Raw genomic sequence first — 19147 nt, forward strand, 5'->3', positions numbered from 1 at the left:
TGCTTATCGGAGCTTATTTTACCTGCTAACGCCGTCCCTATTTTAGATAACTTAACAAAATTCTAAGGCAGCACCCGTTGCCGTTCCAACGCTAGGCCCGAGACGGCCAAAGGAAACCCAATGGCCACCTGGCAATGTGTAAAATCCTGCGGGGCCTGCTGCTTCTTGGCTCCCGACGAGCGCCCCGACCTAGACTCCTATCTCGAACCCGACCAGCTAGCGCTGTATCTGAGCATGGTGGGTGACGACGGCTGGTGCATCCACTACGATGCGGGCGATCGCCTCTGCACCATCTACTCCGATCGACCGAGCTTTTGCCGAGTTACCTTTAGCACCTTCGAGACCATGTTTGGCGTTGAGGCCGACGAGCTCGACGACTTTGCCATCGACTGCTGCCAGGAGCACATTGCCGATATCTACGGCGAAGCTAGCCCGGAGATGGAGCGGTTTAACGGAGCGGTCGGGGTAGAGGGGTAAGGGGATAGGGAAGGTGAGGGCATGGGAAAGCTAAGGGGGCTTGCGGGTTGCGGTTTGGTCGACTCTTGCAGATAATGAAAGCATTATGAAATCTCTGGCAGTACTCAACGGTCTTGGCGTTGCTCTGTGCCCAGCCTTGTTGACCGATCAGCAAACCTGCCTTTTACCCCATTGTGTCTATTTCTAGCTCTCTTCCCCCCTCTTCTAGCGCTGTCGAGGCCAAGCCTTCTACCTTGAGTCGAGCGGCCTTTTGGCGGGTTTTTGGCTCTACATTTATCACTATTTTTTTGGCTGAGCTGGGCGACAAAACTCAGGTGACTACGCTGCTCATGAGTGCTCAGTCTCAGGCACCCTGGATCGTTTTTTTGGGCGCTGGCACCGCCTTGATCAGCACCAGCCTGATTGGCGTCCTGCTGGGGCAGTGGCTAGCCCGCCGCGTTTCCCCTGCCACCCTCGACACCGTCGCTGGCACCATGCTCATCGGCATCACCGTCTGTCTCCTCTGGGACATCGTCCACCTGTAATTGCCATTCCTGGGGAAGTCACCAGGCTATCTCCCATCTCAGCCTCCCTACCCCTCACCTCCCCATGGACTGGAACCTTCTTGCTGTCAGTTTTACCGCCGTGTTCATCTCGGAGCTGGGGGATAAAAGTCAGCTGGCGGCGATCGCCCTCGGCGGCAGCTCAAAGTCTCCCCGCGCCGTATTTTTAGGCACCGCCGCCGCCCTGCTGCTGGCCAGCTTGCTGGGAGTCATTGTGGGAGAAGGCACCGCCCAGATTTTGCCAGAACGATTGGTCAAAGCCGTTGCCGCCGTTGGGTTTGCGCTGCTGGCCGTCAAACTGCTGTGGCCCGCAGCCAGCGCTGATTAGCAGGCTAGAACTCAATCTGATCAATCACGTTCCGTAGCGTCTGAGCCGAGTGCTGAAGCAGCTCCTCCTCCTGGGGGCTGAGCAAGATATTCAACCGTCGGCTCACCCCGGTGCGCCCTACCACTGCGGGCACGCTCAGACACAGGTCTTGGACACCAAAGATTTCGTCAACCACGCAGCTTACCGTCAGCACCCGGTTTTGGTCGCGCATAATTGACTGCACGATCTGCGTCACCGCCAGGCCGACCGCGTAGTTGGTGTATCCCTTGCGGCGGATGATTTCGTAGGCGGCGTTCTTGGTCTGCTGAAAGATCTCATCCATGGCCTGGCGATCGCCATCGGCCATGCCGTCGTAGTAGAGGGGGGTGCCGCAAACATTAGCATGACTCCAAAACGGCACCTCGCTGTCGCCGTGTTCGCCAATGATGTAGGCATGCAGGCTGCGCGGGTCAATGCCCAACCGCCGCGATAGCAAATACCGAAACCGCCCCGTATCCAGCACTGTGCCAGAGCCAAATACCCGAGACTTGGGCAGTCCCGACAGCTTCCAGGCGGCATAGGTAAGCACGTCTACAGGGTTAGACACCACCAGCAAAATGGTCTCAGGGCAGTGGGCCACAATATCGGGAATCAGCTTTTTGAGGATTTCGACGTTTTTTTGCACCAGATCCAGGCGAGTTTCGCCCTCTTTTTGGGCTGCCCCAGCAGTGATCACTACTACGTCGGCACCAACGGCATCGGCCATGGTGCCCGCCTTAATCAGCGTCGGCTCGACAAAGGACATGCCCTGCTCTAGATCCATCACCTCGCCGATCAGCTTGTCCTGGTTGATGTCTACCAGCACCATTTCATCCAGCACATTTTGGATCATCATGGCGTAGGCGCAGGCCAACCCCACCTGACCGGCTCCCACAATCACCCCCTTCAGGGGTCGTAACGGGTCGGTGTGCAGGTCGGTCAGCGGATTGGAGGTAAAAAGGCTATCAAACATAGGAAAGACATCCTGGTTTACGGGCCAATGCCTTTAATAAACCACGGTCTAGTCAGATTGTCCTAACCCTTCACCTCGACGGTATTTGGCGGCTGTAGGTAACTGTTAAGACGGTACGGAGGGTTGCGGTGCGGTGTTGCTTTGCCGAGCACTGACCAGGCTTTCTAAGCGAGTCTTGAGATCTTTGGTGAGCTGCGCAGCCCCGGCCTTTAGCGCCTCAGGAGAATCCTCACCCTGGAGGTAAGCCTGTACCGGCAACGGTGCGCCAATGTGAATTTGAGCCGGGCTACGCCAGCCTGGATAAGCCGCACCGTAGCAAATGTCTACCGGCAGCACTTGTACTCCCAGCCCAGTTCTGGCGGCCTCGGCCTGCACTGCCAATCTAGCTAGGCCGGGCTTGAGGCCGTGAATTCGGTCTTCGCGCCGAATGCCCCCTTCGGGATAAATCACCAGCATTTCGCCCTCTAGCAGCAGCTCAATACCGTGGCGCAGGCTGGCCACTGTGGGCCGTCGCACATTGACCGCAAACCCCCCTAAGCGCCGAATAAACCATCCCTGGAGGCCCTTGACCTCGTCAGCGGTGACCATGAAGCGCAGGTCACGACCAGTGATGGCTCGGCCGGTGGCGTAGGGCAGCAAAATCGAGTCCCAGCGGGCTCGGTGGGTGGGGGCTAAAATGACTGGCCCGACGGTGGGCACATGGTGCTGCCCCGTGATGGTGATGGGGCCAAAGTAAGCGGGCACCACCAGGTGGCGGCCCAGAAAATAGGCCAGGGGGGTCAGCCATGGCGAACAGCGCGATTGGGCAGGGGCGATCGCCCCGCTCTTGACCAACCCAGCCGACGATTCAGGAAGCTCAGAGGATTTCATAGGAAGGCGTAATACAGGAGCCATGATCAGCTAAATCCTAATAGTGCCGATGTTAGGCCTTCCCAGTATGCCCGTCGCTAGCTACCACACAGCCTGCGATCGGAAACAAAATGGGTCTGACCCTGGTCTACATGCTTTACCCTACAGCCCTTGCCAGATGACGCAACCCCGGTTCAGGACAGTTCAGGCGGTGTCATGGTGAGCGAAGACCGGCGCTGCGCTTGGCGGCGTTGCTGAAACCACTGCTGAAGCTGCTGACGACAGGGTTCGGCCAAAATGCCGGTTACCACCCTGAGCCGATGGTTAGAGGCTGGGCCATCGGGCAGGTTTAGCACCGATCGCACCGCCCCCGACTTGGGGTCGCAGGTACCGTATACCAACAGCCCTAGACGACTCAGAACAATTGCTCCAGCACACATTGGGCAAGGCTCAAGTGTGACGTAGAGCGTGCAGTCATTGAGATGCCAGTTGCCCAACTGGCGTGCGGCTTCTCGTAACGCCAGCACCTCGGCATGGGCAGTGGGGTCTTGATCTTGCTCCCGCCGATTGCCCACCTCCGCCAGCGCCCTATCCCCAGGGCCAACCACTACGGCCCCCACTGGCACATCCCCCGCCGCTCCGGCGGCCTCAGCCAGCTCCAGCGCCCGCCGCATCCAGCGCTGGTGGTGCAGATCAGTCTCATCAGCTAGATCGTGGGATGGCAGGTCGTAGGGCATAGGAGGTCACTCAAGCAACCACGTCGAGATTTAGCCTACTCATAGTAGATCAGAGCATTCCTCAAGCATTATTTCTCCAAAGTAAACCCCTCCGCAGACCCAGGGTCAACGGAGGGGATAAGACGTTTAGACGCAATACAGTCTGTGGCTTTGAGCTTGGGCTAGATGACCAGCCAGATGACGTGACCTGAGCGAAGTCAAGTTTTAGATGTAGGCCGAAATATCTTCGCCGCACTCGTCGGCTAGGTAACAAAGAGCCCTAAATCGCAGCTCCACCAGTTCGTTGTAGAGGGGGTTGAGCTTGCACAGGGGCGGAATATGAGCAACGGAGCGACCCAACACCACAACGTCGCGCTCAAACGGGCACTGGGCGGGAATCAACTCTGCCACCTTGCGGGCGCGGCGGGGAGTCTCGACCCGCAGGTGGCTAACCCACTGGCGCATCGGACGAAACAGGTCCAGGGGTAGGGCTTGACTCGCAGCGTGCAGCCCGTGACGGAGGGAAGATAGAAAGCGATTCATGGTTTAACCTCTCGCAAGTCCAACAATTGAGACTGTCTGAGAAACGGTCGAGCACTGAGTCTGGACTTGGTATGGAAACTCAATACTGGGTGGAGCGAACATAGAACTCACTTAGATGTTGGTGAACCTTCTACTTAACCTAAAGAATTCCCTCAGCCATCGGGTAAAGCATCAACAAAGCTGATTGGATTTCCACTAAAGCTCAGGTAAAGAGTTACTTCAGCAGGGCTAGCAGCAATTCCGGAAAGGCTTGAAGCATATAGAACATAGGTTGTTTTGGGAGCAAAAATAGCGCAGTAACATCGAGTACTTTTACTGAAGTAGCTTGTATTTAATTGTTTCTGATGGAAATGATTTTTGCGTGAATGCCAGGACACTTTTGCAATTGGGTATACCGTCTGCCACCTCTCTTTGGGCAGTTTATTTTTTCGGTATAGAACACTACCCAATCTGATACCATCGGCGATGAACTTTTGAGGACTAAGCTATGGCTAAATTTGTGATGTGGGGCAGCTATTGTGAGAATGTCCTTGAAAAGCGGACTCCTTTTCGAGAGGCACATCTCCAGGGGTTACAGCGGCAAAAAGACGACGGTCTGCTGGTTGCCCTAGGCCCAACCACTGACAACACCAAAGTGTTTGGCATTTACGAGGCCGACAGCGAGGCGACTCTGCGGCGGCTAGTGGAGGGCGACCCCTATTGGCAAAACGGTATTTGGACAGAGTATGAGGTCTATGCCTGGAACCAGGTGTTTTAGGCGTGGGTTTTAGTGGCCAAGGGGTTTCGAACGGGTCTCGGCTACATTGACGGTCGTTTCCCATTAAAATGACCTCGTTCGGGTTCATCGACCAGGGCAAGTCCCAGTAATTGTTCAGTGAGGTGCCGTGGCTAAGTTAGCTCCTACCCAAGTCGAGCAGCTCCAAAGTATCGGGGCGTACCTACGCCAGGTGCGTCAAGAGCAAGGGCTATCTATCGACATGCTGGCCAACCAAATTTTTATCCGCCCAGCCCTATTGAAGGCACTGGAGTTGGGGCATGATGCGGAGCTACCCGAGCCGGTGTTTGTTCAGGGATTTATTCGTCGCTATGCTGAAGCCTTAGGGCTCGATGGCCAAACCATCGCCCAAGAGTTTCGGGTCACGCCGGTCAATGTGCTACCGACCCCAGAGCTGATCGAACGGGCCGACACGAACGGCACTGCGGCACCGGCACCAGAACCACCTCGCCCTGGCCCTCAAATCAGCGATCGCACCCCCTCGGCATCTCCTAGCCCAGCGGGTCGGTCATCGCTGCCGCTATTGCTGAGCGTGGCCGCGCTGGCGGCAATTTTGGGGCTGGGAGCCTGGGGATTGTTTGGCCGCAGCAACGGGCCGTCCCAGGCCACCAACGACAATTCAGGAGCGGAGACGACCCCTGGGACCACCAGTAGCAATACCGCAACCCCAGCACCAACGGAGACTACGATTCCGCCGGAGGAAGAGCTGGAGGCCGAAGATGAATCTAGTGCGCCCCTAGAGGCACCTGTGGTAGTCAGCGCCAACCTGAGCGATCGCGCCTGGCTAAGCGTCGTAGCCGACGGCGAAAATGTCTACGAAGGCGTTGCCGAGAGCGGTTTTGAAGAGACCTGGACGGCCGAAACTAGCCTAACTTTAAGGACAGGGAACGCGGGGGGAGTAGAGCTATCTGTCAACGGCGATCGCGCCGTCGTGATGGGGGCCTCTGGAGTGGTTAGAACCGTCACCGTGACCCCTGACTCTGGGGTAGAGAGCGTTGAGTCTCCCTAGGTTGGGCCATGATCCCAAGCTAGCGAAAGCATGGGCTTACAATAGAAGCGATCGTCCTACTGCTCACCTGCCCAACCTATGACACCGCCCACCGAGCTTGAGAGCGCCACCACCGAGACGGCCCTCCTTAATGGCGACACCGCTGACCTCGACGAAGCGCCCTACGATGTCGAGATGTCGCTGTTTGACCACCTAGAAGAACTGCGGCAGCGCATTTTTTACAGCCTGATTGCTGTGGTGCTGGCCATTGTGGCCTGCTTCTGGCAGGTGAAGCCCATTGTCAGCCTGCTGGAGGTGCCAGCCCAGGGGGTGAAGTTCTTGCAGTTGTCGCCAGGGGAGTACTTTTTTGTCTCCTTTAAGGTGGCAGGCTACAGCGGTCTGGTAGCCGCCAGCCCATTTATTCTCTATCAGGTAGTGCTGTTTGTGCTGCCAGGGCTCACTCGGCGGGAGCGGCGGTTGGTAGGGCCGCTGGTGCTGGGGTCGAGCATATTATTTTTTGCCGGGCTTCTCTTTGCCTACGTGGCACTGATTCCGGCGGCGCTGAACTTTTTTATCAGCTACGGGGCCGACGTGGTCGAGCAGCTGTGGTCAATCGATCGCTACTTTGAGTTTGTGCTGCTGCTGCTGTTTAGCACTGGGTTGGCCTTTCAGATTCCAATTCTACAGATGTTGCTTGGGCTGCTAGGCATCGTCAACTCCGATCAAATGCTGAAGGGCTGGCGCTACGTCCTGCTGGGTGCAGCGGTGCTGGGGGCGGTGCTCACCCCTTCTACTGACCCGGTGACCCAGAGCCTGCTGGCGGGGGCGGTGCTGTTTCTCTACTTTGGCGGCATTGGTCTGGTGAAGGCGATCGGGCGATAGCGGTTGGGATTACAGGGGTAAACGGTGTAGGGTTTAGGGGCGCTGATTAATCCTTCAACGCTGAGCCTTTCATCCTCAAACCGTTTTAGCGAACCAGAGTTTAAGCTCTAGCTTTTAACCGATACCTTTCCGCAGGCTTTCAGGTTAGGATCAAGCCGTCGTTACGGGCTGACACAATGTTTTTAGACGAGCTTACTCCCTTTGTGCAAGAGCTGACCGCTCACCCTGTGGCATTTTTAGGTGGGCTGGCCTCGGGGCTGCTGCGGCTTAGTCTATCGGATGACCCTGTCAAAAGCTGGTTACAAAACCAAGGGATCACACCCCCAGGCGGAGACGGTAGCGGATGGGGAAGCAGCGATCGCAACGGTGGTCCCCAAAGCATTTCAATTGATTAAGTTAGATGCACGCTGAATTAGCACTGAGCTCGCATTCTCAACGGGAGCGGATGTAAGGCGCTATTGTTATGCCCAGTTTTGCTGGGGCAACAGCTCTTCGATCCAGCCCTTAACCCGCTGTACGAGAGTCTGAAGCTGATCGCTCGACTGATGGGTTGCCGCTGCTGTCAAGGCGCGGCGATAATCGGCGATCGCGCAGTTCCAATCACCGCGCAAGTGGTAGGTCCGGCCCCGCTCAGCGTAGATAAACTCGGGCAGCTGGTGAAACATCAGCGCTTCGTCAAAGCAGTCTAGGGCGCGAGCAAAATCCCCCATCTGTCGCAAGGTGGCTCCCATGTTGATGCGGGCCCGGCCATTAAACGGGTTGAGGTCAATGGCCTGTTCGTAGTCGTCGAGGGCGGCGGACAGGTCGCCGAGGGCCGCGTGACACATGGCCCGGTTGTTGTAGGCCTGATCGAGGTCTGAGTCGAACTTGATGGCGCGATCGCAGTCGGCCAGAGCTGCGCAAGGTTGGCCCAGCCACAATTGCACCAGACCCCGGTTGCTGTAGTACATTGCCCGCTGGGGATGGCGCTCAACTAGCTGATCTAGCAAGTGCAACGCCTGAGAATATTGTTGGCGCTTGACCGCTGCCGCTGCCAGTCGGCTGAGGGTATCGTCGGCGGTGGTGTAAGACCCGGTCACCGAGGCGTGGGTCGTGGGCAGGGAGGCCGAGTCAACCGAGGGCAAACCCGGCGGGTGGCTGGGAAGCATGCAAACCAGAGGCTGCTGTGGTCGGTAGATGTGCATGGTTTTAGTCCTGTCGTGTGCTCATAAACCGTGAAACCAATCCAGCGGAGAGCAGAGGTAGAAACCCCAAAGCTCGTACCGTCTAAGCAGGAACTGTTTATAGAGTCCCATCTTGGTTGATGGGGTCTAGACGAACCTGTGGCAGTTATCGAGCTGGCTAGGTTTAGATGCGAAGACCCTTGAATAATTCAAACGAGAGTTTCGCTGACGTTGATTCTGTAATCCTGCCTGATGACGCTATAGTCGCATCTCCCCCCTGGGGTCTAAACCGGAAAAAAACGGAGGTTAAAACAGCCTTCTAGCGGCTCAACCCCCGTTTAGCGTCATAACCTACGGAAATGTACGGAAAACCTACATGTAGTTTCTTGTGCTCAGGTAATGATTCTGTGACCACCTGAGTATTTACCGGGCATTCATCAGTAGCAGTTGCAGCGATATCTACTCCGCTCGTTGCAGCGCCGAGATTTTAGGATCAACAATCTTACGGCCCTGGCCAGGAAAGTTGATCGCCAGACAAATCTTGTTGCCTGCCCCAAATATGTGGGTTACTTCTCCCGCCCCATAGGCTTTGTGCACCACCACATCTCCCACGGTCCAGTCTGACTCGTGGGCACCACTGCCCGGTTTGGCGGCGGCCTCGCTGCGGTTGCGGGCCTCGCGGATGGGGGTGCTCCACTTTTGGGGCAGGCCCGTGGTGCTGTTGCCCGTGACAAGATCGAGGGGTAGCTCGCTCAAAAACAGCGAGGGGCTGGCAGGTTCGCGACTGCCGTAGAGGCGACGGGCGCGAGCGTGGGAGATGAACAGGCGCTCCTTAGCGCGGGTGATGCCTACATAGCAGAGGCGGCGCTCTTCTTCGGTAGCGGCGGGGTCTTCGAGGGAACGATGGTTGGGGAACAGGCCCTGCTCTAAGCCGACGAGAAACACCACGGGAAACTCCAACCCCTTGGAGGAATGCAGGGTCATCAGCGACACCGCATTTTTGCCATCTTTGTTGTCATCCATATCGGAGGCCAGGGAGGCATTAGACAAAAAGCCTAACAGCGATGGGTCGTCTACGTTTTCTTCTTCAAATTGCAGTGCAGCGTTGTAAAGCTCCTGCACGTTGCCAAAGCGATCATCGGCGTCGTCGGTGCCTTCGGCCTTGAGGGCCGCTAAGTAGCCGCTGTCTTCAAGTACCCCCTGGATAATTTCAGAGCCCTTTTGTTCGTCAATATTCTGGCGGTACTTTTTGATGATGTCGGCAAATTCCAGCACGCCTTTGGCCGATCGCCCCGCCAGAGTCTTCACCGAAGTGTCATCGGCGAGAATTTCCCACAGGGGAATGCCGCCCAGGGTTTGAGTGGCTTGTTCTAGCTTGTCGATGGTGCCCTTGCCAACGCCCCGCCGGGGCACGTTGATCACCCGCTTGAGGCTGACGGTGTCGAAGGGGTTGGCGATCGCCCGCAAATACGCCAGCACATCTTTGATCTCGCGGCGATCGTAGAACCGCAGCCCGCCCACCACCTGGTAGGGAATGCTGTAGCGGGTTAGCACCTCCTCAAAAGCGCGCGACTGGGCGTTGGTGCGGTAGAGGATGGCAAAATTGCCCCAGTTCAGCTCCGGGTGCTGGGTTTCGAGGTTGCGAATTTGGCTGATCACAAAGTCGGCCTCGGCGGTTTCATCCTCGGCCCGGTAGACGTAGATGCTCTCGCCCTCGCCCCGGGTGGCCCGTAGCACCTTGTCGATGCGCTCGGTGTTGTTTTCGATCAGGTGATTGGCGACTTCGAGAATATTGGAGGTGGAGCGGTAATTTTCCTCCAGCTTGACCATGCTGCGGGTGTCGTCGTCGGGCAGGCCGTCACCAAAGTCATCCTGAAAGTTCATCAGAATGGTGAAATCGGCGGCGCGGAAGGAATAGATGCTCTGGTCGGCATCACCAACGACGAAGACGGAACGATGGGTCCAGTCTTTGTAGGTCGCGATCGACTCACCATTGGTAGCCAGCAGACGAATTAACTCGTACTGAGTGCGGTTGGTGTCCTGATATTCATCCACCAGAATGTGGCGAAAGCGCTTGTGCCAGTAAGCCAGCACCTGCTCGTTTTGCTGAAACAGGTGCACGGGCATCAAAATCAGATCGTCAAAATCGAGGGCGTTGTTCTCCGCCAGCGCCTTTTGGTAGTAGCGGTAGACATCGGCGATCACCCGACCTCGGTAGTTGGGCTGCTCTTTTTCGAGTTCGTCGGGGGTGAGATTTTGGTTTTTAGCGTTGCTAATCGCAAAGCGTACCGATCGCGGGTTGAACTTTTTGTCGTCCAGATTCAGGGTTTGAGTGACGATAGTTTTGACCAAGCCCTGGGCATCTGATTCGTCAAAAATAGAGAAATTCTTCGTCCAGCGGTACCCGGCGGGGTGCTGATACTTTTCGATATCGAACCGCAGAATTCGGGCGCACAGGGCATGAAACGTGCCAATCCACAGGTGCTTGGTGACGGTCTTATAGACCTGAGATCTCAGCTTGGTCTGCTCGTAGTGCGGCAAAGACGACAGAGCTTTGCTGTGGCGGGCCTGGGCATCTTGCTCGGCAAACAGCACCTCAATGCGCTCCTTCATTTCCTTAGCGGCCTTGTTGGTAAAGGTCACCGCCAGAATGTTGTCGGGGTCTGTTTTGTGGGTGAGCACTAGGTTGGCGATGCGGTAGGTCAGCGCCCGGGTTTTGCCCGAACCTGCCCCGGCCACCACCAGCAGCGGGCCGCAGTAATGCTCGACAGACTGGCGTTGGGCGGGGTTGAGGGGGGCGAGAAAATCAGTCATCAGTAGCCGAGGGGTTTTGCCTATTTAGTATGACACTGGTTCAGCGTGTCACCGGCAGCAATGCAACAATGCCCACCTTAGCTCGAAGCGCTCGAAGCGGCAGCAGCCGTCACCTGGCGCAGCATCAGCACCTTCCAGTAGGGAATTGGGGCCAGCAACACGGTGCCGGTGCCCTCAAAGATATTGACCAAAAACTCCCCGGAGGTCATGGATCCCAGCACTGACTTGGTGGCTTTTTCGACCCGGTAGGTGAGGGGGCCGCTGCGGGCAATCGCAAAATTGCCGTCCACCACCAGTTTTTCTCGCCGTAGCTCAATGGTTTCCACCGGCCCCTGGGCCACCATCACCACCTTGCCCACACCCTTGACTTTGGTCTGGTAAAGCCCTTCGCCGCCCACCAGACCCGTGATGAGCTTATTGCGCTCCACCGACACCTCGACGCTGCCGTCGCTGGCCAAATAAGCTCCCCGGTCTAACGTCCACTCGCTGCCCGCCAAGTCGAGAATATGAAAGCCAGAGAGGGTGGGCTCTAGGTACAGCTCTCCGGTGCCCGTGTAGGTGGGGCGAAAGATGTTTTCTCCGGTGGCTAATGACTTGAGAAAGCCACCCGCCGAGGGCATCTTAGACTGCATGGTGATGTCGCCGCGCATATAGTGCAATGCCCCTGACTCCGTGCGCACCGTCTCATTGTTTAAAGTCACTTTGACCAGTCGCGACTCTTCTCGCTCAATAATTTCGAAGTTAGCCATAGGGACCTTTAAAACAACACTAAAACAGACGAGGCAATCAGCAATTCAACTCAGCCTGGGGGCGGCAGCCAACGACTCTAGCCATCTTAGCTTTGCCAGAGATTCAGCCGTGGGGCGATCGCCCCACGGCTGAATCTCTAGTCGGCATTTTCTGCAACAGCTTCACGGGTACAGAGTCTCACCGTTTTGGCAGCAGCAGGGGTCACACTATCGTCACGGGGCCGTCATCTCGCTGTCATGATTGCCCCCTACGGTATCAACCCATGGGCACCTGACGCGGTGCCTGGAGTGAATCTCCCCGGTGAGGTTTGCGATTGACAATATGCGAGGATCATCGCTAATGAAACCTTCCACACTGTTCAAAGGCCTGCTGACCGCCACCCTGTTGCTGGGGGTTCCAGCCGCCGCCGTAGCCCAGGAGCAAGACGCCCCCGCGCCAGCCCAGGTAGCCCCAGTAGAGGTGTCTGAGACCCAAATTGATCAGTTTGTCAGCGCCTATCAAGCGATTCAAACCATTCAGCAGGCCGTGCAGGCCGACCTAGTTGCCGCTGTAGAGGCCCAGGGGCTAACGGTAGATGACTACAATGCGATCGCAGAATCGCAGCAGTCTCCCGAAGCTGCCGCCGAAATTCCGCCAGAGCAGGCCGAGCAGTTTGCGGCAGCGGCTGAACAGATTGCTACCCTGCGCGAGGGCGCTCGAACCGAGATGCGGTCCGCCATCGAGGCCACATCGCTGAGCATTGAAGAGTTTGAGCAGATTATGACCCAGGCCCAGCAAGACCCTGCCCTGCAACAGGTGATCGTTGAGCGGCTAGCTGAGTAGTCAGTAGGGTGACCAGGACCTCGATCGATCTAGGTTTGAAGTTCTGGAGCCTGAGAATCCGAATTCAGTTCAAAGCCCTCCCTCAATTCGCGATTAAGGAGGGCTTTGAACGTTTTGAACCACTACCACTAAGTGCCTGCGGCTGTTTTTAAGGGCAGGCAATGGGCGTTATGTTGTTGCCGCTGCCGTTGGTGCCAGTACGGGCAATCCAGCCCGTACTGCCGTTATAGATAGTCACCTGCATCCAGCGACGACCGTCAGTAGTAGTTTGCTGGTTGGGTGGGTTAGCGCTGGCGATCACGGTATCACCCGTGTTATAGCCAGCGACTACGCTAGAGCCAGCTGTGGGGCTCGACCTAACCACCAGTTCACGATCGGCCCGGAAGCAGGCTTTTGTGGGGGGCGGAGTGCTACCGCAGGTGGTCAAAACGCTGGCGTTAATCCAGCCTACGGGCTGTGCCGGAGACAGGGTGCCGCTTCTCAGAAAAACCTGTGCTCGCCCTGGGGAGGTTGCCCCGGTTAGGCTCACCTGGGTGCCCGCCTGTAGAGTGCCAATGCGGTTTGCGATCGGCCCTAGAGTGGAGTTGTCAAAAACTTCAGTGGCTCGGTTAAGCTGACGACAGCCTCGAATCAGGGCTGGATTTTCGGTTATGGCTCGGGTTTCCTGAGCGAGGGCCGGGGCTACGGACAGCGACCCCGCAGATAGTAGCGCGATCGCCCCGAAAGCACATTTCCGCAACACGTTTGATGGCATAGACAGTCCTGATCCCTTTATATAGCTTTTTAAGGTCGAATTCCAGGGTTCACCCGGCCATCCTATCACCCGTAAAATTGATCCTCGCAGCGGCTTTCACGAAGCTTATCGAAGGGGTTACAGACGCTTTCTATGGCCCTGGCTTGAGAAAATCTTGGACAGACCCAACCGACTGACAAGTTATAGGTGGGCAGTACGGGTTAAGCCCACCGCGATCGCACTGGTGCACCCAGGCCAGTCATTAACTAGGGCGCGGTAACGCCGACAGACGTGGGAGAATGAACACCCTGTGCGCAAAGAGTAACAACGGTATGACGGCGGCAATGCCCTATTCTTCTGAGGTAATTGAGTCAGCGATGCAGGCAGGGGAGCTGACCTTTGCCCTCCCCGACCCCACCGACGAAAAAATCTCTGACTACGAGTTTAACCAGCAGATGGAGGCGGCCTGGCAGGTCTGCGATCGCTTCGACCTGCAGACCGACATTTGGCGGGGAAGAATTTTGCGGACAGTGCGCGATCGCGAAAAGAAGGGCGGCGACGGGCGCGGCACCGGCTTTCTCAACTGGCTCAAAGATCGCGAAATTACCAAAAGCCACGCCTACAATCTGATCGAACTCGCTGAAAGCGCCGACCAGCTGCTCGACGCGGGCATGCTCACCCCCAAAGAGGTCAACCAGTTCAGCAAACGCGCCTTTGTTGAAACCGCCAAATCGGCCCCCGAAGTGCAGCAGCTAGTTAGCGACTCCGCCCGCAAAGGCGACCACATCACCCGCCGCGAAGTGCGCCAGGTCGCCAACGAGTGGGCCGCTATGACCTCTGATCTCATCCCTGAATCGCTGCGGGAAAAAGCCGCCAACAACACCATCCCCACCCGCTATATCGCGCCGTTGGTCAAGGAGATGGAGAAGCTACCCGCCGTTCACCAGAGCAACCTCAAAACCGAGGTAGAGCTGAATCCTGATTTGGACACCCTGAAGCAGGTCACCGCCGAGGCTCGCTACCTGTCAAAGTACCTAGCCTCGGCCAACCAAGTGCAGCTGCTCGACGCCAGCGGCATTGACCTAGAACTCGCCCTCGAAGAAGCCCTGCGGGTGGGCTGCCTAAATTCTGCCGCCGACATGGTGGCCCAGGCCGCCCAGATCGAGCAAACCGCCGTCAAACTCTACACCGCCTGGAAGCGCATCAACCAATTGGCAGAACGGGTGTTTGTCGACAGCGGCGAAAGCACCCCCAACCTGCGCGCCCTGCTCACCGCCCTCGGCCCCGTCACCAGCGAAACCATTCAGGTGCGTCTGGGCGAAATCGACAGTGTCACCTCCCAAACCATCCGCTGGCAACTGATGGTAGAAGAGGATTAGGGCAGTCATTGGCTCAATCAGGCTTGAGCTTCAATTCAGAAACTCATCTGGGATGACAAATCTATCCATGAGTATCCCTCTCTACGAGTTTGCGTTTGCCCTGAACCAGCCCTGGTCATGCCCAAGAGAACGGGCACGTCGCGCTAGGGTGTAGCCAGGACTGATTAGTTTGAAACTGTTGCCGATGCCTTTTGCCAAACGTTTTATCCACATTCGTCAAGCCGTTGGTTTTGTCGCTGTGGCCCTAGCGCTGGTCGGTTGCGAGCCTACCGATTTAGAACAACTGCTCGAACGCATTCCTCCAGTTACTCGAATTGGCCGAGAGCCGCCCGCGGAGCCGGACGCGGCAGGTGCTCAGTCATCGGCTACCGCCGAGATGGAAACCCTGGTCTATGAGCGCATCAATGAGATTCGACAGCAGGAAGGTCTCAACCCTCTACAGCCCAACGGGCCATTGGCCCAGGTGGCGCGTCAGTACAGCCAGCGGATGGCTACCGAAAACTTTTTTGGCCACGTTAGCCCCACAGGGGACGCCCCAGCCCAGCGGGTATCAGACGCAAACATTCTCTACGCAATGGTGGGCGAAAATTTGTTTACCAGCACCAATGCTCCCGACCCAGCCCCTCTAGCCGTGCAGGGCTGGATGGATAGCCCTGGGCACCGAGAAAATATCCTGCGATCGGGCTTTACTGAAACGGGGGTAGGCGTCTGGCAAAGGGGCAGCACCTATTATTTCACTCAGTTATTTATGCGCCCCTTGTGAGTAAGCCGGAGAGCGACCCTAGTGGTTCCCTTGCGATTCGACTAGAGCCATCAGCATGACCTCCCACACTAAGCGAGGCTGCACGAAGCGGCGCAGGTAGCCTTTGGCGGCTTCAAGTTTGGGCAGCCACTGGAGGCTTTCTGCCGGGTAGCTTTGCCAGTACCAGTTGAGCAGGTAATCGAGCAACCAGAGCTGCGATTCGGTATCGAGGGTTTTGGCTACCTGGCGACCCTGTTCTAAAGCTGCGCGCAGGCTGCGGGGGGGCTGGTGTAGGGCGGTGAGCAAGTCAGCGGGGATAGTTTGGAGCTGCTGGTAGGCGGCGATCGCCCCCCCTGGGCTCCCCTGAGCCATCGCCAAAATCTGCGGCTGCTCTAGCACCTCTGGCCGTCCCGCCCGTTGAAGCACCGTTGCCATATCTGCTGTGTTCAGCCGCTGAAAGGCAATTGTCTGACAGCGCGACACCAAAGTAGGTAACAGCGATTGTGGGCCAGGAGCCAGCAAGATAATCGTCGCCTGCCCCGGTTCTTCCAAAGTTTTCAGCAGGCCGTTGGCGGCACCCTCCGCCATGGTTTCAGCCGCTTCGATCACGACCACGGCGCGGGGTGCTTCTAGGGGCGGACGGCTCAAGAATTGGGCAATCTGCCGCACCTGCTCTAGACGGGTTTGGGGCGGGCTTTTGCGGGCGAGCCCTTCCTCAGCCGCCTGGGAAGCTGTGATGAGCTTGCCCTGGTGTAAATAGGTTGGTTCAACCCACAGCAGGTCGGGGTGGTTGCGCTGAGCAATGCGTCGCCCCAGAGCGGCTGGCGGTGCTCCAGACTGTGGGGTAAACAAAATTTCGGCAAAGTGCTCAGCCGCTAGCCGACGACCGATCCCGTGGGGGCCAGCAAACAGGTAGGCGGGAGCCACCCGCCGCTGCTCCACCGCGCGGCGGAGCAGGGCAACGGCGGTATCTTGGCCCACTAGGCCGTCAAACTGGGGGCGTACCACTGCTGCAAATATCCTTCCACAACGGCAAAAATCTCGGCAGCGACGGTATCGACTGCACCCGTCGCATCAATAGCCACAATCCGGTCTGGATGCTGTGCCGCCAAGGCCTCAAAGCCCTCTTGCACCCGCTGGTGAAACCCCAGATCGGCCTGCTCCATGCGATCGGCGGCCCCACGCTGGCGGGTACGAGCCAGGCCAGTGGCGGCATCGAGCTTGAGCCACAGGGTAAGGTCGGGCACTAGGCCACTTGTAGCCACCTGGTTGAGCTGGTCAATCAGCTCTAGGTCAAGGCCGCGCCCGTAGCCCTGGTAGGCCACGGTGGAGTCAATGTAGCGATCGCACAACACCCAACAGCCCCTCGCCAAAGCGGGCTTAATCAACTCTTCGACATGCTGGGCGCGATCGGCGGCGTAGAGCAGCAGCTCAGCCCGACTGGCCATCGCTGCACCGCCGTGGTAGCCCAACAGTAGCTGGCGCAGGCCCAAGCCCAGCTCCGTGCCCCCCGGCTCGCGAGTGGCGAGGACTTGAGGAATCAGACCCTGTTGCTGGAGCTGCTGAAGGCGATCGCCCTGATCCAAAGCCGCGTGCAGCCGCTTTAGCTGGGTCGATTTGCCGCAGCCCTCTACCCCTTCGAACACCAGCAGCTTACCCGGCATAGTTCGTTCCAATATCGCCTCTCAAGCTTACAGACAAGGGGGCCACCCGCCCTAGGGGCAGACCGACCACCAGCGAGCTATGGTATAGACTAAGATACAAACCGGACTAGTGCATACTAAGGTCAAGGGTGCAGCTCAGCGTGGGCTTGTAAAAACATGCCTGCCACGACCATGCACTAACTTGTAGTTTTGATGGTCTCAGCGAGGACGCCTATGGCCCGGTACACCAACACACTTCCTATCTCAGCAACCACCGCTCGGCTGCGCGATGCCATTGTTAGCTCGCTACAAGCCTTTGGTCTCAATATGGTTTACGAAACCAGCGACTATCTGATGGCCAAAGAACAGCCAGGACAGGTTTCCCTGGCTCAGCTCACCACTATTGAGGTGCTGATCAGCCCACCTACCGTAGCTGCCGACGCGGCTTCGGTGAACCTGGTTGTCAGCAACCAAGAACTACCCCTCCGCCACAATAATCATTGCGAGCAGGTGTTCAGCGCCATCAACCAAGCCATTGTTGCCTTAGTCTAAGACTAAGGCAACAATGGCCTAGGGCGATGCGCTAGATCTCGGTGTCATCATCCAGACTATCCGACTCCTCGTCGCCCTCTTCAACCATATTCGGACTGATGAGGGTGATATCAAACTCGTCAGGGGGCAGAGTCGACTGGCTATCACGCTTGAGCTGGTAGTAGATGGCGCGAGCTTGGGGGCCAAACACAATCTCATCTTCGTTTTTGAGGTCGTGGGCCTGGAGCTTGCGACCGTTGATCAGCATGCCGTTGGCACTGGGCTTGCCCTTTAGGTTGCCGTCAACGATGCGGTAGTAAAACGTATCGTCGTCCTTCGGCAGCTGCACGAGGGTAGCGTGGTGCCGCGATACAAACTGCGACGACAGGCGAATATCGCACTTAGGATCTCGCCCAATGGAGTATACCGACCCATCCAAGACAATTTCTCGGCGGCCTTTACTATCTTCAACAATGAGAATATTACTGAGTTTGGTGTGGAGTGGCATGCGCTGACACTAGCAAAAACGGAGCTCAGAATCGGTTGAGAATGGAACGACGACCTTAATTACCAGGGAGATGTAGAGCATATCGCGTTTAACCCACCCCATCGCCGCGATCGCTCCTGTGAGCCAGTCTTAACCACCGCAGGTACAGCCCCAACTTAAGCTCACTTACGCCAGCTTGCCTTTAGCCAGGAGAGGCATAGCCATGGGGGTGCGCCCAACGGTTGCTCTATATTACCCCCTAGTTGCCTTGCCTGAATGGTAGCAAAATCTTTCTTAGGTGATAGATATGGGCCGCATCCATCAAAAATGCTTGACTCATCGCTCCAGCACATGGGGCTAAGCGGCAAACTCTTAGAGACTAGATGCTGGGAAAAGCCCTAGTCGGCAGAGTCCACCTCAAGTTCTTCCCAGGGGCTAGAGTTGACGTCGCGCAGACGTTTGAGCATCCAGTCAAAGCGAATGTTGCCCATAGAGAGCATATCGCCCATCTCGTCGAGCCCCGCATCATTTGGATCAGCCACAGGACGCCAGTGTTCGCCCTGTAAATGTTTGACGGTGCTGCGCAGGCGGCTAGAGAGCAAAATGGCCAACGCTCGATAAAAGCGCGAGGCAAACCACATGTCTTGCTGTAGCTTGTGGCGCAACTGGCTACAGGAAATGGCCAACACAATGACGGGTTCGAGAGCCGTTACCGTCGCAGAAGGGGGCTGACCGTCAACAAACGACATTTCGCCGACCACCTCGCCGGTTGCCAGTTGGGCAATGGATTGGTCGCCCATAGCCGCCACTGAAACCTCCAAGCTACCGTTTAGAATGAGAAAAATATCGTCGCAGGCGGCACCCTCACGAATCAACACTTCTCCCGATTGCAGTTCTCGACGCTGACCAGCATCAATTAGCCAGTCAACGTCTTCATCCACTAAAACCCCAAGAATAAATACCACACGCTTCATGGCTGCGGCCCTACCTCA

The 19147-nt window shown here is 57.1% G+C and carries 23 protein-coding genes; 11 read left to right on the plus strand and 12 right to left on the minus strand.

Annotated features, from left to right (window positions below; all coding sequences use genetic code 11):
• Positions 1 to 120 precede the first annotated feature (120 nt).
• The 3 genes from H6F57_RS11015 (at position 121) to H6F57_RS11025 (ending at position 1347) form a co-directional block, all read left to right on the plus strand.
• Positions 121 to 477 carry a YkgJ family cysteine cluster protein gene (locus H6F57_RS11015; RefSeq protein WP_190630836.1) on the plus strand — a complete coding sequence of 119 codons (357 nt, stop codon included), beginning with the start codon at positions 121 to 123 and terminating at the stop codon, positions 475 to 477.
• A gap of 233 nt (positions 478 to 710) precedes the next feature.
• Positions 711 to 1001: a TMEM165/GDT1 family protein gene (locus H6F57_RS11020; protein WP_199289965.1), complete on the plus strand. Its 291-nt coding sequence runs from the start codon at positions 711 to 713 to the stop codon at positions 999 to 1001.
• Positions 1002 to 1065: 64 nt separating this feature from the next.
• Complete coding sequence (locus H6F57_RS11025; protein WP_190630838.1) at positions 1066 to 1347, plus strand: TMEM165/GDT1 family protein; 282 nt, start codon at positions 1066 to 1068, stop codon at positions 1345 to 1347.
• A 4-nt stretch (positions 1348 to 1351) separates the two neighbouring features.
• Here H6F57_RS11025 and H6F57_RS11030 read toward each other — a convergent pair whose 3' ends face one another.
• From H6F57_RS11030 to H6F57_RS11045, 4 genes are all read right to left on the minus strand, one after another.
• Complete coding sequence (locus tag H6F57_RS11030) at positions 1352 to 2275, minus strand: L-lactate dehydrogenase (RefSeq protein ID WP_190630888.1); 924 nt, start codon at positions 2273 to 2275, stop codon at positions 1352 to 1354.
• 168 nt (positions 2276 to 2443) lie between these two features.
• Complete coding sequence (locus tag H6F57_RS11035; protein WP_190630839.1) at positions 2444 to 3208, minus strand: 1-acyl-sn-glycerol-3-phosphate acyltransferase; 765 nt, start codon at positions 3206 to 3208, stop codon at positions 2444 to 2446.
• A gap of 173 nt (positions 3209 to 3381) precedes the next feature.
• Positions 3382 to 3924, minus strand: coding sequence for a tRNA adenosine(34) deaminase TadA (gene tadA, locus H6F57_RS11040; protein ID WP_190630841.1), 543 nt, complete (start codon positions 3922 to 3924; stop codon positions 3382 to 3384).
• 204 nt (positions 3925 to 4128) lie between these two features.
• A complete protein-coding gene (locus H6F57_RS11045) occupies positions 4129 to 4446 on the minus strand; it encodes a Mo-dependent nitrogenase C-terminal domain-containing protein (protein ID WP_190630842.1) in 318 nt (105 codons plus the stop codon).
• 487 nt (positions 4447 to 4933) lie between these two features.
• On the opposite strand from H6F57_RS11045, the gene H6F57_RS11050 reads away from it, so the two are divergent.
• The 4 genes from H6F57_RS11050 to H6F57_RS11065 all read left to right on the plus strand — a co-directional run bounded on the left by H6F57_RS11050 (position 4934) and on the right by H6F57_RS11065 (position 7486).
• Positions 4934 to 5203, plus strand: a complete 270-nt coding sequence (locus H6F57_RS11050; RefSeq protein WP_190630844.1) for a YciI family protein — start codon at positions 4934 to 4936, stop codon at positions 5201 to 5203.
• A 127-nt stretch (positions 5204 to 5330) separates the two neighbouring features.
• Positions 5331 to 6230: a helix-turn-helix domain-containing protein gene (locus tag H6F57_RS28350; protein WP_190630846.1), complete on the plus strand. Its 900-nt coding sequence runs from the start codon at positions 5331 to 5333 to the stop codon at positions 6228 to 6230.
• Between the two features lie 78 nt (positions 6231 to 6308).
• Positions 6309 to 7091: a twin-arginine translocase subunit TatC gene (tatC, locus tag H6F57_RS11060; protein WP_190630848.1), complete on the plus strand. Its 783-nt coding sequence runs from the start codon at positions 6309 to 6311 to the stop codon at positions 7089 to 7091.
• Between the two features lie 176 nt (positions 7092 to 7267).
• Positions 7268 to 7486: a hypothetical protein gene (locus tag H6F57_RS11065; protein WP_190630850.1), complete on the plus strand. Its 219-nt coding sequence runs from the start codon at positions 7268 to 7270 to the stop codon at positions 7484 to 7486.
• A 66-nt stretch (positions 7487 to 7552) separates the two neighbouring features.
• On the opposite strand, the gene H6F57_RS11070 is transcribed toward H6F57_RS11065, so the two are convergent.
• The 3 genes from H6F57_RS11070 to H6F57_RS11080 form a co-directional block, all read right to left on the minus strand.
• Positions 7553 to 8275 (minus strand): tetratricopeptide repeat protein, encoded by a 723-nt coding sequence (locus H6F57_RS11070; RefSeq protein WP_199294725.1) that lies wholly within the window; start codon positions 8273 to 8275, stop codon positions 7553 to 7555.
• 438 nt (positions 8276 to 8713) lie between these two features.
• Positions 8714 to 11068: a DNA helicase PcrA gene (pcrA, locus tag H6F57_RS11075; RefSeq protein ID WP_190630852.1), complete on the minus strand. Its 2355-nt coding sequence runs from the start codon at positions 11066 to 11068 to the stop codon at positions 8714 to 8716.
• A gap of 77 nt (positions 11069 to 11145) precedes the next feature.
• Positions 11146 to 11817 carry an AIM24 family protein gene (locus H6F57_RS11080; protein ID WP_190630854.1) on the minus strand — a complete coding sequence of 224 codons (672 nt, stop codon included), beginning with the start codon at positions 11815 to 11817 and terminating at the stop codon, positions 11146 to 11148.
• Positions 11818 to 12157: 340 nt separating this feature from the next.
• Between H6F57_RS11080 and H6F57_RS11085 the strand changes: the two genes are divergently transcribed.
• Entirely contained in the window at positions 12158 to 12640 is a 483-nt protein-coding gene (locus tag H6F57_RS11085; protein WP_190630856.1) for a DUF4168 domain-containing protein, read from the plus strand.
• A gap of 148 nt (positions 12641 to 12788) precedes the next feature.
• Here H6F57_RS11085 and H6F57_RS11090 read toward each other — a convergent pair whose 3' ends face one another.
• The gene (locus H6F57_RS11090) at positions 12789 to 13394 is read right to left on the minus strand and encodes an SH3 domain-containing protein (protein ID WP_190630858.1); all 606 of its coding nucleotides are present in this window, start codon (positions 13392 to 13394) and stop codon (positions 12789 to 12791) included.
• 323 nt (positions 13395 to 13717) lie between these two features.
• Here H6F57_RS11090 and H6F57_RS11095 point away from each other — a divergent pair, with 323 nt between their 5' ends.
• Positions 13718 to 14752, plus strand: a complete 1035-nt coding sequence (locus H6F57_RS11095; protein WP_199289960.1) for a hypothetical protein — start codon at positions 13718 to 13720, stop codon at positions 14750 to 14752.
• 184 nt (positions 14753 to 14936) lie between these two features.
• Complete coding sequence (locus H6F57_RS11100) at positions 14937 to 15515, plus strand: CAP domain-containing protein (protein WP_190630860.1); 579 nt, start codon at positions 14937 to 14939, stop codon at positions 15513 to 15515.
• Positions 15516 to 15533: 18 nt separating this feature from the next.
• On the opposite strand, the gene H6F57_RS11105 is transcribed toward H6F57_RS11100, so the two are convergent.
• The gene (locus tag H6F57_RS11105; RefSeq protein ID WP_313933672.1) at positions 15534 to 16502 is read right to left on the minus strand and encodes a DNA polymerase III subunit delta'; all 969 of its coding nucleotides are present in this window, start codon (positions 16500 to 16502) and stop codon (positions 15534 to 15536) included.
• Positions 16475 to 17158 (minus strand): dTMP kinase, encoded by a 684-nt coding sequence (tmk, locus tag H6F57_RS11110; RefSeq protein ID WP_190630892.1) that lies wholly within the window; start codon positions 17156 to 17158, stop codon positions 16475 to 16477. The genes H6F57_RS11105 and tmk overlap by 28 nt, the downstream gene beginning before the upstream one ends.
• A 213-nt stretch (positions 17159 to 17371) precedes the next feature.
• Here tmk and H6F57_RS11115 point away from each other — a divergent pair, with 213 nt between their 5' ends.
• A complete protein-coding gene (locus H6F57_RS11115; RefSeq protein ID WP_199289961.1) occupies positions 17372 to 17689 on the plus strand; it encodes a hypothetical protein in 318 nt (105 codons plus the stop codon).
• A gap of 31 nt (positions 17690 to 17720) precedes the next feature.
• Here the strand turns inward: H6F57_RS11115 and H6F57_RS11120 are convergent, their stop codons facing one another.
• Both H6F57_RS11120 and H6F57_RS11125 read right to left on the minus strand, forming a co-directional pair.
• The gene (locus H6F57_RS11120) at positions 17721 to 18176 is read right to left on the minus strand and encodes an FHA domain-containing protein (RefSeq protein WP_073606707.1); all 456 of its coding nucleotides are present in this window, start codon (positions 18174 to 18176) and stop codon (positions 17721 to 17723) included.
• Positions 18177 to 18553: 377 nt separating this feature from the next.
• Positions 18554 to 19129 (minus strand): cyclic nucleotide-binding domain-containing protein, encoded by a 576-nt coding sequence (locus tag H6F57_RS11125; protein WP_190630862.1) that lies wholly within the window; start codon positions 19127 to 19129, stop codon positions 18554 to 18556.
• Positions 19130 to 19147 lie beyond the last annotated feature (18 nt).

Source organism: Leptolyngbya sp. FACHB-60, from assembly GCF_014695775.1.
GTDB lineage: Bacteria > Cyanobacteriota > Cyanobacteriia > Phormidesmidales > Phormidesmidaceae > Nodosilinea.